General features: G+C 64.2%; 11 protein-coding genes. 5 read left to right on the plus strand and 6 right to left on the minus strand.

Annotated elements, in window-relative coordinates; all coding sequences use genetic code 11:
* Positions 1-158: 158 nt before the first annotated feature.
* The 4 genes from mnmG to AFIC_RS01020 all read left to right on the plus strand — a co-directional run bounded on the left by mnmG (position 159) and on the right by AFIC_RS01020 (position 4,610).
* Positions 159-2,033 (plus strand): tRNA uridine-5-carboxymethylaminomethyl(34) synthesis enzyme MnmG, encoded by a 1,875-nt coding sequence (gene mnmG / locus AFIC_RS01005; RefSeq protein ID WP_275247343.1) that lies wholly within the window; start codon positions 159-161, stop codon positions 2,031-2,033.
* Positions 2,034-2,063: 30 nt separating this feature from the next.
* Entirely contained in the window at positions 2,064-2,726 is a 663-nt protein-coding gene (gene rsmG, locus AFIC_RS01010) for a 16S rRNA (guanine(527)-N(7))-methyltransferase RsmG (RefSeq protein ID WP_275247344.1), read from the plus strand.
* Positions 2,723-3,571, plus strand: coding sequence for a ParA family protein (locus AFIC_RS01015; protein WP_275247345.1), 849 nt, complete (start codon positions 2,723-2,725; stop codon positions 3,569-3,571). The genes rsmG and AFIC_RS01015 overlap by 4 nt, the downstream gene beginning before the upstream one ends.
* Positions 3,572-3,698: 127 nt before the next feature.
* Positions 3,699-4,610, plus strand: coding sequence for a ParB/RepB/Spo0J family partition protein (locus AFIC_RS01020; protein WP_420833352.1), 912 nt, complete (start codon positions 3,699-3,701; stop codon positions 4,608-4,610).
* 54 nt (positions 4,611-4,664) lie between these two features.
* On the opposite strand, the gene AFIC_RS01025 is transcribed toward AFIC_RS01020, so the two are convergent.
* The 5 genes from AFIC_RS01025 to AFIC_RS01045 form a co-directional block, all read right to left on the minus strand.
* A complete protein-coding gene (locus AFIC_RS01025; protein WP_275247346.1) occupies positions 4,665-6,377 on the minus strand; it encodes a glycosyltransferase family 39 protein in 1,713 nt (570 codons plus the stop codon).
* A gap of 123 nt (positions 6,378-6,500) precedes the next feature.
* Positions 6,501-7,529, minus strand: coding sequence for a DNA polymerase III subunit delta (gene holA, locus AFIC_RS01030; protein WP_275247347.1), 1,029 nt, complete (start codon positions 7,527-7,529; stop codon positions 6,501-6,503).
* Between the two features lie 9 nt (positions 7,530-7,538).
* Positions 7,539-8,093, minus strand: coding sequence for an LPS assembly lipoprotein LptE (gene lptE, locus AFIC_RS01035; RefSeq protein ID WP_275247348.1), 555 nt, complete (start codon positions 8,091-8,093; stop codon positions 7,539-7,541).
* Positions 8,080-10,707, minus strand: coding sequence for a leucine--tRNA ligase (gene leuS, locus AFIC_RS01040; protein WP_275247349.1), 2,628 nt, complete (start codon positions 10,705-10,707; stop codon positions 8,080-8,082). Before leuS ends, lptE begins: the two co-directional genes overlap by 14 nt.
* A gap of 106 nt (positions 10,708-10,813) precedes the next feature.
* Complete coding sequence (locus AFIC_RS01045; protein WP_275247350.1) at positions 10,814-12,505, minus strand: diguanylate cyclase domain-containing protein; 1,692 nt, start codon at positions 12,503-12,505, stop codon at positions 10,814-10,816.
* A 112-nt stretch (positions 12,506-12,617) separates the two neighbouring features.
* Here AFIC_RS01045 and AFIC_RS01050 point away from each other — a divergent pair, with 112 nt between their 5' ends.
* On the plus strand, positions 12,618-13,307 hold the full coding sequence (locus tag AFIC_RS01050) for a YggS family pyridoxal phosphate-dependent enzyme (RefSeq protein WP_275247351.1): 690 nt from the start codon (positions 12,618-12,620) through the stop codon (positions 13,305-13,307).
* Positions 13,308-13,443: 136 nt separating this feature from the next.
* On the opposite strand, the gene AFIC_RS01055 is transcribed toward AFIC_RS01050, so the two are convergent.
* Positions 13,444-14,013, minus strand: coding sequence for a L,D-transpeptidase family protein (locus AFIC_RS01055; protein WP_275247352.1), 570 nt, complete (start codon positions 14,011-14,013; stop codon positions 13,444-13,446).
* Positions 14,014-14,020 lie beyond the last annotated feature (7 nt).

A 14,020-nucleotide genomic window follows, 5' to 3' on the forward strand; every position in this document is an offset into this window, starting at 1 on the left:
GAAACGATATAAGGCCCTCCACCCATTTTACGCCGCACCGTCCGCCTGTTTCACGTGAAACAGATGGAACTGGGTTGCCGTTTCACGTGAAACACGCCTCGATTTCCTGAAATCAATATTGTTTTGGACGGTTTTCTGATCCCGCTGTAGAAGGGCGCATGCGCGCGACATTCGACGTCATTGTGGTGGGAGGAGGCCATGCCGGCACTGAGGCGGCGGCGGCTTCCGCGCGTTTCGGCGCCAAAACAGCGCTTCTGACCCATCGTTTTGCGACCATCGGTGCGATGTCCTGCAATCCGGCCATCGGCGGCCTCGGCAAGGGCCATCTGGTCCGGGAAATCGACGCGCTGGACGGCCTGATGGGCCTGATGGCGGACAGAGGCGGCATCCAGTTCAGGGTCCTGAACCGCCGCAAGGGCCCGGCGGTGCGCGGCCCCCGCGCCCAGATTGACCGCGCGCTCTATGCGGCTGCGATGCAGGCCGAAATCCGCGGAACGCCCAATCTCACGGTGGTCGAAGGCGAAGCCGACACGCTTGTGCTGGAAAACGGCCGCATCGCGGGGCTGAAGCTGGCCGATGGCCGGGAGTTCGGCTGCGGAGCGGTGGTCATCACCACTGGGACATTCCTTCGCGGGATCATCCATCTTGGCGAGAAAAACTGGCCGGCCGGGCGCATCGATGAGGCCCCGGCGATGGGCTTGTCTGGGTCTTTTGAGCGGATCGGCTTCACCCTCGGGCGGTTGAAAACCGGCACCCCGGCACGGCTCGATGGCACGACCATCGACTGGAATGCAGTCGAGCGGCAGCCGGGAGACGATCCGGCCGAGCCGTTTTCGACCCTGACCGCGAAGATCACGACCCCGCAGGTCGAGTGCGGCATCACCCGCACCACTCTAGCGACGCATGAGGTGATCCGGGCCAATGTACACCGCTCGCCGATGTATTCCGGCCAGATCAAGAGCACCGGGCCGCGTTATTGCCCCTCGATCGAGGACAAGATCGTCCGGTTCGGCGACCGCGACAGCCACCAGATTTTCCTTGAGCCGGAAGGGCTTGAGGATACCACGGTCTATCCGAACGGGATTTCGACCTCGCTGCCGGAGGAAGTGCAGAAGGCGATTCTGACCACGATTCCGGGACTTGAACGGGCGCGGATGATCCGGCCCGGCTATGCCATCGAATACGACCATGTCGATCCGCGCGAACTCGAACCCACATTGGAAACGAGGCGCGTGCCGGGGCTTTTCCTGGCCGGGCAGATCAACGGCACCACGGGTTATGAGGAAGCAGGCGCGCAGGGCCTTGTGGCGGGCCTGAATGCGGCGCGGGCGGCCGGGGGCGGCGAGGGCGCGGTGTTCGACCGCGCCGACGGCTATCTCGGGGTGATGATCGACGATCTGACCTCGCGCGGCATCACCGAGCCGTACCGGATGTTCACCTCGCGCGCCGAATATCGCCTGACCCTGCGGGCGGACAATGCCGACCGGCGCCTGACGGAGCGCGGTCTCGCGCTCGGCATCGTTGGACCTGCCCGCGCCGCGAGTTTTGCCGCCAAGATGCAGGCGCTGAATGCCGCCAAGGAGGCCGCGAAGTCGCTGTCGCTGACGCCGACCGAAGGCATCCGCCACGGCCTTTCGCTCAATCGCGACGGCCAGCGCCGCAGCGCCTTCGAGTTGCTGGCCTATCCCGAGATCGGCTGGGCGGAGGTGGCGCGGATATGGCCGCAGCTCGCGGATGTGTCGCCGGCTATCGCCGAACATATTGAAATCGATGCAAAATATGACGTGTATCTGGCCCGACAGGCCGCCGATGTCAGCGCTTTCCGCCGCGACGAGGCGCTTGTCCTGACCGGCGTCGATTACGCAGATGTGCCGGGGCTATCCAACGAGGCGCGGCAGAAACTGCAAGCGGCGCAGCCGCGCACCATCGGGCAGGCGGCGCGTATCGAGGCGATGACCCCGGCGGCGCTCGGCATCCTCGCCGCCTATCTGCGGCGGCAGTCCCGTCATCGGCGCGACGCAAAGGCCGGATAGGGGTTTGCCGTGAGCAAGGTCAGGCTCCCGATGCCCGATCCCGCCGACAAGGCTGCCGCGCTGGCGCTGATGCCTGTTTCACGTGAAACACTGGCGCGGCTGAAAGCCTACGTCGATCTGCTGCTGCAATGGCAGGCGGTGACCAATCTGGTCGCGCCTTCGACGCTGCCGACTTTGTGGACTCGCCATATCGCCGATTCGCTCCAGCTTCTCGAGCTTGCGTCCGATGCCAAAACCTTCGCCGATCTCGGTAGCGGCGGCGGCTTTCCCGGCATCGTGCTGGCTTGCGCGCTGGTGGACCGGCCGGGCGCGCACATCGATCTGGTCGAGCGTAACGCCAAGAAGGCGGCCTTCCTGCGCGAGGCGTTGCGAATCACAGGGGGCGCGGGCGAAGTTCATCACAGGGACATCGTGGATTACGTGGATAGTCGTACCGCGCCTGTCGATTGCGTCACCGCGCGGGCGCTGGCCCCGCTACACCAGTTGCTCGGCTTCGCGGAACCCTTGGTCCGGAACGGTGCCAAAGCCTTGTTTCTCAAGGGTCAAGATGTAGAGAGTGAATTGACGGAAGCCACTAAATATTGGACAATTGAGAGCGCCTTGCACCCGAGCCGCACCGGCGGCGACGGGTGCGTGGTCGAGGTAACGGGAATTTTGCGCTGCAATATGACTGCGGCGGGAGGGGCGAGATGAACGGCATCGACGGGATTTTTCAGGACACGCCATCGGATCGCAAGGGCCAGCCGCGAATCATCGCGCTCGCCAACCAGAAGGGCGGCGTCGGCAAGACCACGACCGCGATCAACCTCGGCACGGCGCTGGCGGCCATCGGTGAGCGGGTGCTGATCGTCGATCTCGATCCGCAGGGCAATGCTTCGACCGGCCTCGGCATCGACCGACGCAACCGCAACTGCTCGACCTATGACGTGCTGATCGGCGAGGCGAAGCTGCGCGAGGCCATCGTGCCGACCGCCGTGCCGCGCCTGCATATCGCCGCCTCGACCATGGATCTGTCCGGCCTCGAGCTTGAACTCGGCACCGCGCGCGACCGCGCTTTCCGCCTGCGCGACGCCATCGCCGATCTCAACACCGATGCCGCGGAAGGAGCCGACTACACCTATGTGCTGGTCGATTGCCCGCCGTCGCTGAACCTCATCACCGTCAACGCGATGGCGGCGTCGCACGCGATCCTGGTCCCTCTTCAGTGCGAGTTCTTCGCGCTCGAGGGTCTGTCGCAATTGTTGCAGACCGTGGAGCAGGTGCGCTCGACGCTGAACCCGACATTGTCGATCCACGGCATCGTGCTGACCATGTTCGACTCGCGCAACAACCTGTCGAACCAGGTCGTCGCCGACGTGCGCCAGTTCATGGGCGACAAGGTCTACGACACCATGATCCCGCGCAACGTGCGCATTTCGGAAGCGCCGTCCTACGGCAAGCCGGTGCTGGTCTACGATCTGAAGTGCGTCGGCAGCGATGCGTATCTCAAGCTCGCGACCGAAGTGATCCAGCGCGAGCGCGCGCTGCGGGTGCATTGAGGCCGATCGTTTCGCCGTCATTGCGAGCGAAGCGAAGCAATCCAGAACAGTAAAAATAAAATGGATTGCTTCGTCGCAAATGCTCCTCGCAATGACGAATTGAGAATCTTGGTTTGGAGTGCGTGAGATGAGTCCGAGGGAGGCGACGATGGCCGAGGAGCGTTCGCGACTGGGTCGCGGTCTGGCAAGCCTGATCGGCGATGTCGGCGGTGAGGCCGCGCATGTCGAGCGTCCGTCGCGCACCGCGCGCAAGGTGCCGATCGAATTCATCAAGGCCAACCCGAACAATCCGCGCCGGGTGTTTTCCGATGCAGAATTGGACGAACTCTCCGCCTCGATCAAGCAGCATGGCGTGATCCAGCCGATCGTGGTGCGTGCGGCCAAGGGCGCGGCGGATCGTTTCGAGATCATCGCCGGCGAGCGCCGCTGGCGCGCCTCGCAGCGGGCGGGTCTGCATGAGGTGCCGATCGTCACGGTCGAGGCCAGCGACAGCGCGGCGCTCGAGATCGCGATCATCGAGAACGTGCAGCGTTCGGACCTCAACGCGATGGAAGAGGCGCTCGGCTATCACGCGCTCGCCACCAGCTACAATCATAGCGCCGACGACATCGCGAAACTCGTCGGCAAAAGCCGCAGCCATGTCGCCAACACCATGCGGCTGACCAAACTGCCGGACAGCGTGCAGACCTATATCTCCGAGGGCAAGCTCTCGGCCGGTCATGCCCGCGCACTCATCAATGCGAAGGACCCGGCCGCCGCCGCGAGGCAGGCGGTCGAGCAGGGCCTGTCGGTGCGTCAGGTCGAGGCGCTGTCGCATGAAGAGGGTGTGCCTTCGCGCGGCGCGCAGAAGGCACGCGGCAAATCCTCCGGCGGTGCGAAGAAGGACGCCGACACGCTGGCGCTGGAGAAGCGCATCAGCGACGTGCTCGGGCTGAAGGTCAGCGTCGATCACCGCGATCCCGGCGGCAGCGTGCACATCGCCTATCGCGATCTCGATCAGCTCGACGAGATTCTGCGGCGCCTCGAAGGCGGACGCTGACATTGCCTGGTTGAGAATTAAAAGGCCCGGATTGCCAGGCCTTTTTTGTGCGCGTTACTCCGCTTCCACCAAAGCGGGACGGGTGATGCGGCGGCGGTCCTTCACCACGCCGATCAGCGTGCCTTCGCGTTCGATGGTGGCGATGGTGCGGCCCTTGAGCAATTCGTCGCAATTGCCGTGGGTCGGCGCGATGAAGAAATCGGCGTGGTCCCAGTCGTCCGTCCAGCGCAGGCGATTAGTCAGATGCTGCACCCTGAGTTCACGCTCGAAAGCATGCCGGTCGCCGCAGACATCGACATTGTAAACCGGCGGCACCGGCTTTTTGTGGGCCTCGGTCCGTTTCAGGTAACTGGCGAGCTGCGCCACCGAGGCCGGCATGATCTCGACCCAATAATCCATCACGTAACGCCGTGACGCGCCGCTCAGGCCGCCGACGATCTGGTTGTAATAGAGATATTCGTAAGGATGCAGCCGGATGAGCTGACGGGTGTTCCAGCCGGCATCTGCCAGCACCAGAGCGAAGGCGGCAGCGGCCAAAGCGAGATGTTGACGCCCCAGTGAGGCGATCACGGCATCGAGCGCGATGGCGGCGAGCACCGTGAGCAGCGGCACCACGAACAGGAAATGCCGCATGCCTGTGAAGGCCGGCCCGTGCCCGATCACCTGGCAGGCGAGCGGAAACAGCACCATGAAAATCACCATGGCGGTTTCGCGCCGCCGCTGTTGCGGCAGTACGCGCGCCATGGCTTGCGGCAGCATCACGAGAGCGAGCGAGAGCGCGGCCGCGCCGAGCACCAGCAGCGGAAGGCGGATCGCGAGATAGATCGGCACGTAGAGACGTGGTGCGGTCGCCATCTCGTAGCGCTGGCCGTCGAGCCACGTCTCGATGTGGTAGTGGAATTCGGCGAACTGAAACAGGCCGCGCACCGGATTGAGCGGCGACAGCGCCGCCCATGGCCACGCGGCGAGCATGATCGGATAGGCGATCAGCAGCGCGGGCAGGAACCGCAGCACGCAAGCGCCGATGAAGGCGGACGCTTCGCGTGCCGTTGCCGGGCGCGGAATGCTCGCAAGCACCAGCACGCCGGTATAGCCGATCAGCAGCAGGCCCAGCACCTTGATGCCGAGCGCAAGGCCGGTGAAAAGCCCCAGCCCGATCACGTCGCGCCAGCGTGGCTTCGGCAGATCGCGCGCGGTGCGGATCAGGAAGTAGCTCGCCGTGGTCATCATCGCGGCGAGCGGGATGTCCTTGGTGTGGTTGAACATGGTGCCGTACCATGCTCCGCAGGTCGCGAGCAGCAATGCGGCGAGGAAGCCCGCGCGCGGCCCGGCGATCTGACGCGCAAGCGCGGCCGCCGCGGCGATGCCGCCGATGCCGCACAGCCCCGTCATCAGATGGCGCAGGTCGTAGACCTCCATCGGCACGATATGGCTCAGCGCCACAGCGGCCATGTCGAACAGCCCGCCATACAAATAGAGATTATCGAACTGAAACAGCGCGCGGTCGGTGAAACCGCTTTTGTAATAATTGAGGATCAGCTCGCCGTAATGATGCTGCACCCATTCGTCGTTGGTGACGGCGTAGATGCGGAAGGTCAGCACCACGAGAATGAACAGTGTTGCCAGCAGCGCCAGCGTGGCGAGGTCGAAGCCGTCGAGGCGGGACAGATTGAAGCGGGACAGAAACGGGTTGGCGTTCGGCGATCGATCGGCTCGCCGCAGCAACGCACCATCACTCTCCTGCCGGTCCCTTTCGAGAGCGGTCATCGACGCACACAGGCAGACAAGGGATCCCCGGCAGATCTGCGATCAGGCGCGCGCAGCCAATCACAGCGCGGGAACCCTGACAATTCTTTTGAATGTGCTGCGGCGCACCGTGCCCCGAAAGGATTAACGGCGTTGCCGGGCGTTGACCGCGATCGCCATCAGGGCGCGCTGGCCGATGGTGGCGGCGAGGTCGGCCTGCCGGCGCATCTCAAGGGCGGCATCGGCCAGAAGCGTGATGATCCGCAGCAGCCGCTCGGAGGAGAGATTTCGCAACGCGGCTTCGACCGGTGTGCGTCGCGAAAAGTGCAACCGGGGAAAGCCGCCATCGAGCGCGTCGCCCTCGCTGCGGCCGTCGTCGAGCGCGAGCCGCGCCTTGTGCAGTTGCGCGGCATGGCGCTGGGCGGAAGCGATGATCTGGCCGGGGTAGGTGCCGGCCGCGATCGCCTTTGCGTAGGCCGCTTCCATTACCGTGACCTTCCCCGAGAAAGCGCCGTCGATGATCGGATCGAGCGCCAGCGCGGAGGCGTCGGTAACCACGGCGGCGACATCGGCCAGCGTCACTTCCTTCGCGCCGTGGGCGTAGAGCGCGAGCTTGCGGATTTCGTTGCGTGAGGCCTGCCGGTCGCCGCCGAGCAGGCCGACCAGAGCCGCGCGGGCATCGGACGAGATGGTCGCTCCAATGGGCCGCAGTTCCTCGTCGATCAGGCGGGCGAGGTCGCGCTCGGTGTCGGCGTAACAGGCGATCGCGACCGCGGTGCGGGAACGCTCGCAGGCCTTGCGCAGCGGCGCGTCCGGGCGCAGTTCGCCGGCCTCGATGACGATGAGGCAATCCTTCGGCGTCATGTCGGCAAGCGTGTCGATGCCGCTGGCGAAATTGCGCGCGCCCGCGCGGATCCGGATGGCGCGCCGGCTGCCGAACAGCGGCACCGTCATCGCTTCATCGACGAGACGCGAGGGATCGGCGGCCAGCTCGTCGCCGTCGATTTTCACCATCGAGAACGGATCGTTGGGGTCGTCCACGGCGGAAGCGAGCAGCGCATCGGCGCGCTCGCGTACGAGGCCCGCATCCGGCCCGTAAAGCAGGATCACCGGTCGCGCCGGATCGGGCCGGGCGAGGAAGGAATCGATCTCTTTGCCGCGCAGCGCCGTCACGGCCGCGCGTTACATGTTGGAGAAGAAGAACGAGGCAAGGCGCGTGGAGATATTGTCGGCGATTTCCTTGGCCGCGCGGTCCTCGGCGTCACGCTGGGCGCGTTGCTGGGCGAAGCGTTGTTCCTGGCCCGGAATGTCGTACGAGACGCGAGCCGTCGTCGCGCCGGCCACCAGCGGCTTGTTGGTCTCGATCTCGCGCAACTCGTAAGTGGCGTCGATGCCGTAATTCTCGACGTCGGGCCGCGCAGTGTTCGGGTTGATGATGATCGACAGCCGCTGGGTGTTGAGGCGAAGCGTCAGCTTGTAGCGGGGCGGCAGGCCGGTGGCCGCGCCATAGGCGTTGAACATCATCGCGTTGCGGATCGCGACGCCGATGCGTGCCTCGCGCGAGCCGTTGCTGACGTTGAGCGGCACGAACTCGACTTCTTGCAGCTTCTCGCGCAGGCCGGGACCGCCATTGGGGGTCCGTTCGGCATACATCGGCTGGAAGCAGCCGGCGGTCAGCGCCCCGAGCAGGGCAACAGCCGCGAGCCGCGCGGCGATGCGGGCGTTAAACCACGACATTCACGATCCTTTGCGGAACCACGATAATCTTGCGGGGGGTGGCCCCAGCAAGGGCGGTTTTTACCGCATCGAGGGCCAAAACGGCAGCCTCAATTTCCGGATTCGGCGCATTTCGGCCGACCGTGACATCGGCGCGCTTCTTGCCGTTGATCTGGACCGGCATCGTCACGGTGTCCTCGACCAGCAACGCCGGGTCCGCTTCCGGCCAGGCGGCTTCGGAGACGAGCCCTTTACCGCCCAGAACCTCCCAGCATTGCTCGGCGAGGTGCGGCATCATCGGAGAGATCATCCGGATCAGGATATCGAGCGCCTCGCGGACGGCGGCGGCCCATGCCGGGTCGGTCTTTAGCCGGGCATCGTCGATCGCCTCCGCCAGCGTGCCCACGAAGGTATAAAGTTTGGCGATGGCGGTATTGAAGCGCAGCCGCTCGATGGCCTGCGAGACGTCGGCCAGCGTGCGGTGGGCGCTCGCGCGCAAGGGTTTGACATCGCTACTCCCGCTTGCGGCGGCGGATGCTTTCGGCAGATGTGGTGCTGCGAGATTGACCAGACGCCACACCCGCTGCACGAAACGGTTGGCGCCCTGTACGCCTTCCTCGCTCCAGATCACGTCGCGGTCGGGCGGCGAATCCGAGAGCATGAACCAGCGCGCGGTGTCGGCACCGTAGGTACCGATGATGTCGTCGGGGTCGATGGTGTTGCGCTTCGACTTCGACATTTTTTCAATCGAGCCGATCTCGACCGGCGCGCCGCCGTCGAGCAGCGTGGCGCGGCGGGCGTCGCCCATGCCCTCGATCGCGATCTCGCTTGGCGCGGCCCAGCTTCCGTCCGCCTTCTTGTAGGTCTCGTGTACCACCATACCCTGCGTGAACAGGCCGGCGAACGGCTCGTCGATGCCGACATGGCCGGTCGCCTTCATCGCGCGGGTGAAGAAGCGCGAATAAAGAAGGTGCAGAATCGCGTGCTCGATGCCGCCGATATACTGATCGACCGGCATCATCTTGTCGGCCACGCTGCGTGTGGTCGGCGCGGTTTCGTTCCACGGATCGGTGAAGCGCGCGAAGTACCACGACGAATCCACGAACGTGTCCATGGTGTCGGTTTCGCGCCGCGCCTGGCCGCCGCATTGCGGGCAGGCGACGTGCTTCCATGTCGGGTGACGATCGAGCGGATTGCCGGGGCGGTCGAAGTTGATGTCGTCCGGCAGCTCCACCGGCAGGTCTTTCGCCGGCACCGGCACGATGCCGCAGGTCTCGCAATGGATGATCGGGATTGGGCAGCCCCAGTAGCGTTGACGCGAGATGCCCCAGTCGCGCAGGCGATAGTTCACCTGACGTTTGGCGACGGGTGCGTTGCCGTTGCCGAGCGTTGCGCTCTCCAGCCGCTTCGCCACTTCTTCCTTGGCTTGCGCGATGGTCATGCCGTCGAGGAAGCGCGAATTGATCATGCGGCCATCGCCGTCATAGGCGGTATCGGTGATGACGAAGGTTTTCGGGTCCTGTCCTTCGGGGCAGACTACCGGCGTGTTGCCGAGCCCGTATTTGTTGACGAAGTCGAGGTCGCGCTGGTCGTGCGCGGGGCATCCGAAGATCGCGCCGGTGCCGTAATCCATCAGCACGAAGTTCGCGACATAGACCGGCACCTGCCAGTTTGCATCGAACGGATGCCGCGCGCGGATGCCGGTGTCGAATCCCATCTTCTCGGCGGTGTCGATTTCCGCCTGCGCGGTGCCGTGGCGGCGGCATTCCTCGATGAAGGCGGCGAGCGCGGGATTGGCCTTGGCCGCTTCCGCCGCGAGCGGATGATCCGGCGACAGCGCCACGAACTTCGCGCCGAACAATGTGTCGGGGCGCGTGGTGAAAACCTCGATTTCGCTCTCGCCGTTGGGCGCGGTTTTGGATTCGAGCGCGAACCGCACGAGCAGACCTTCGGAGCGTCCGATCCAGTTCTTCTGCATCAGCCGGACTTTCTCCGGCCAGCGGTCGAGCGTATCGAGGGCGGCGAGCAGCTCTTCCGAATAGTCGCTGATCTTGAAGAACCATTGCGTCAGTTCGCGCTGTTCCACGAGCGCACCCGAACGCCAGCCGCGGCCATCGATCACCTGCTCGTTGGCGAGCACGGTCTGGTCGACCGGGTCCCAGTTGACCTTCGACTGCTTGCGCTCGACCAACCCCGCTTTCAGGAAGTCGAGGAACATCCGCTGCTGGTGCTTGTAGTATTTCGGATCGCAGGTCGCGATCTCGCGCGCCCAGTCGAGCGACAGCCCCATCGACTTGAGCTGCTTCTTCATCGCGGCGATATTGGCGTAGGTCCATTTCGCCGGATGGGTCTTGTTCTGCATCGCGGCGTTTTCCGCCGGCATGCCGAACGCGTCCCACCCCATCGGATGCAGCACGTTATGGCCCCTGGCGCGACGATAGCGCGCGACCACATCGCCCATCGTGTAGTTGCGGACATGGCCCATGTGGATGCGCCCCGATGGGTAGGGGAACATCTCGAGCACGTAGTATTTCGGGCGGGGATCGTCGTTACGGGAGGCGAAAACGCCCTTTTCGTCCCAGATCTGCTGCCAGCGAGACTCGGCCTCGCGGGCGTTGTAGCGTTCAGTGCTCATAAGGATAAGGCGGCCTGCATCGGAGGAGAAAAGCAGACCATCTCATAAAGGGTTTCGGCGGTTGAGGAAACCGCCTCGGAGCGAGGTTGTGAGCCGTCCGGAAGGTCTAGCTCGCCAGCGACAGCGGCTTTTCGTCCGCCCGGATCAGGGCATGGGCGACCACATTGTTACGGCCGCGATGCTTGGCGACATAAAGGGCGGCATCCGCCGCCTCGATCAGGTCCTGCACCGAGGTTGCCTGTCCCGGCGCCACGGCGGCCATGCCCGCACTGATGGTAACCTGCTGGAAGGCGCTCATGCTATGCGGAACGTTCAGGGCTTCGACCGCCGCACGGACCCGTTCGCCGATCTCCATCGCGGCGATGCCGTTGGTCTTGGGCAGCAGCAGGCAGAATTCCTCGCCGCCGTAGCGCGCGGCGAAGCCCGCCGCCTCGCCCGCAATCGCCGCCAGGACCTCGCCGATCCGGCGCAGGCACTTGTCGCCTTCGAGATGGCCATAGGTGTCGTTGAACAGTTTGAAATGATCGACGTCGATCATGATGAGCGACACCGGCCCGCCGGTCTGCTCGGCCTTCTTCCATTCGAACTCGAGCCGGTTCTGCAAGCCGCGGCGGTTGGCGAGGCCCGAGATCATGTCCACCGAGGCCATCACCTGAAGGCGATCGTTGGTGGCCACGAGTTCGCGCTCACGCTCGCGCAATTGCACCGCCATGCGGCCGAAGGCGCGCGCCAGCGGCTGGAATTCCGGCGGCAGCCGGATGTCGTTTTCCGGCGAGGACAGATCTCCCTGTCCGACGCGGTTGGCGAGGCTGGTGATGATGCCGATGGGGCGGATGATCAGCCGCTCGCCCGCGAGCCAGCCGCCGAGCAACGCGAACATCACCAGAATCCCGAGTTGCATGTAGGCGGTGCGGATGCTGCGATCGATGTCGCCGAGAAGCTCGCTTTCGTCGATCGAGACGATCATGCGCGCCTGCGTGCCATCGACGCGGGCGAAGGTGATTTCCTTCTTTCCGTCCCTGGACTGAAAAAGGAGAGACCCGGAATCCTTCGCGGTATCGATCTCGTGATTGGCGACCGCCGTCAGCAGCGCCTGCTCCTGAAGCGGTTTTCCGATCAGGGATGCATCCTGCGAGCGCGACGCGGCGAGAACGATGCCGTTGTTATCGACAAACAGGGCGGAAAGGCCGGCGCGATCTGTCCGCCGCCGCATCAATTCCGAAATCCATTTCAGATCGATCGCGGCGATCATCACGGAATGATCGCCGGAGATCGTGTTGGCGGCCGGAAGCGCGGTCATGATGGTGGGAAGGTTGGCCGCGCGGCTGAAGATGTAGTCGCTGACCACGAAGCTCTTGGCGATTCGCGCGCGCGTGATGTAGCTGCGGTCGGACAGATCGAGGCCGACGATGCGATCGGAGGTCGAGCAGGAGACTTTTCCCGAATTGCCGACCACCGAGATGCTTCTGATCCAGGGCAAATCCGAGCGCATGCTGGCGCGCAGGATGTCGCAGGCCTGATCCGGCGTGCGCGCCAGACCATAGATGAAGGCCGACGACTTCAGGACCGCCTGCACGGTGAGAATGACTTCGCGCTGCGCGTCGGCGGTGTGACGCGCAAGCTCCGCGAGTTCGTTGTTCGCGATCTGGACCTGCTGCTGGCGGCTTTCCTCGAGCAGGCGCACGCGGTCGAGCATCATCGGCACGACAAGAATCAGCGCGAGCAGGATCAGGCGCGCGCGAATGCCGACAAGCGTCTTTAACTTTGACGTATCGCCGACGAAACTGTTAATCGACATGAGCTTCCCTGTCCCCGATCGGGATTTAAGAGCCAAGGCCTCAAGAAGTATTTCTCCGATCCGATAAAATTTGATCTAAGTCAGGGTTTATCGCCGGATTTGCGAGAACGGGATGACTGAGAATAAACCATCTTCGGTAACGCCGGATTCACCAGAGGGCCTTGCGGCCGTCGAGCGCGAGATTGCGCGCGCCTGCGCGGATGCGCGGCGGGACCGGACCTCGGTGGAATTGATCGCGGTCTCCAAGACCTTCGATGCGGCCGCGATTTCCCCCGTCATTTCAGCGGGGCAGCGCGTGTTCGGCGAGAACCGCGTGCAGGAAGCGAAAGCGAAATGGCCGGAGCTTGTGGCGACGACGCCGGACATCAAACTGCATTTGATCGGACCGCTGCAATCCAACAAGGCGCGCGAAGCGGTGATGCTGTTCGATGCGATCCATTCAGTGGACCGCCCGAGCATTTGCGAAGCGTTAAGCAAGGAAATCAAATCGCGGGAACGAAATCCGTTGTTGTTCGCGCAGATCAACACCGGCGAGGAGCCGCAGAAGGCCGGCGTTATTCCGCAGGACGCGGACGGTTTTCTCGCGGCCTGCCGCGAACGCTATGGATTGACCATCTCCGGGCTGATGTGCATTCCGCCGGTGGATGAAGCGCCCGCGCCGCATTTTGCGCTGACCGCGAAGATCGCGAAGCGCAACAACTTGAATTTACTGTCGATGGGCATGAGCGCCGACTTCGCCGTGGCGATACAATTCGGCGCGACGCACATCCGCGTCGGCTCGGCGATTTTCGGTACACGATAGTTTTTTTAATCGCCGTTGCGGGAAGCAAAGCGACGAAGCAATCCAGTTTTTATGTGTGGGTCTGGATTGCTTCGCGGAGCCTGTTATCGGGCCGCACTTCGTGCGGACCCGTTGGCTCGCAATGACGGATACGATCTCACCCGATCACGATTTGGGTCTTCGACCCGATGCGCGCCAACAGCCGCAGCATCGCTCGTTTGGTCATGCCGACGCATCCGGCGGTCGGCGCGAAATTGCCACGCGCCAGATGCAGGAACACGGCGCTGCCACGTCCCGGAATCGTCGGGCGGGTGTTATGATCGATCTCGATGATGAAATCGTAGAGATGATCCTCGCGCGTCAGGCGGTCGCCCGGCTCGCCGTCCCTGATCCGGATCGGCTGGTTGTAGCGGCGCCCGGCAGGGTCTTCCGACCAGGCGTCCACGGTGGTGATGCGACGCGTGGGCAAACCCGTGCGCGGCCGCGCGTGGCGGTCAGCCCGCCACCACAGCCGCACCGGATGAAACACCCCGCGCGGCGTCCCGCCGTCGCCCTCGCGCTTGTCGGTCAGGATGCCCCCGCGCCCGAGCGCCACCGGAATGGCCCGGCCATCGAGCTGGAGCCAGCCGCGCTGCCTATTCCCGGCCGCCGTCCGGATGATGATTTCCCGCACCGGGCGATCACGCAGGATTGTCTGATAAGTATATGGATTCGCTCGGCTTCTCATAAATACG

The organism is [Pseudomonas] carboxydohydrogena, from assembly GCF_029030725.1.
GTDB lineage: Bacteria > Pseudomonadota > Alphaproteobacteria > Rhizobiales > Xanthobacteraceae > Afipia > Afipia carboxydohydrogena.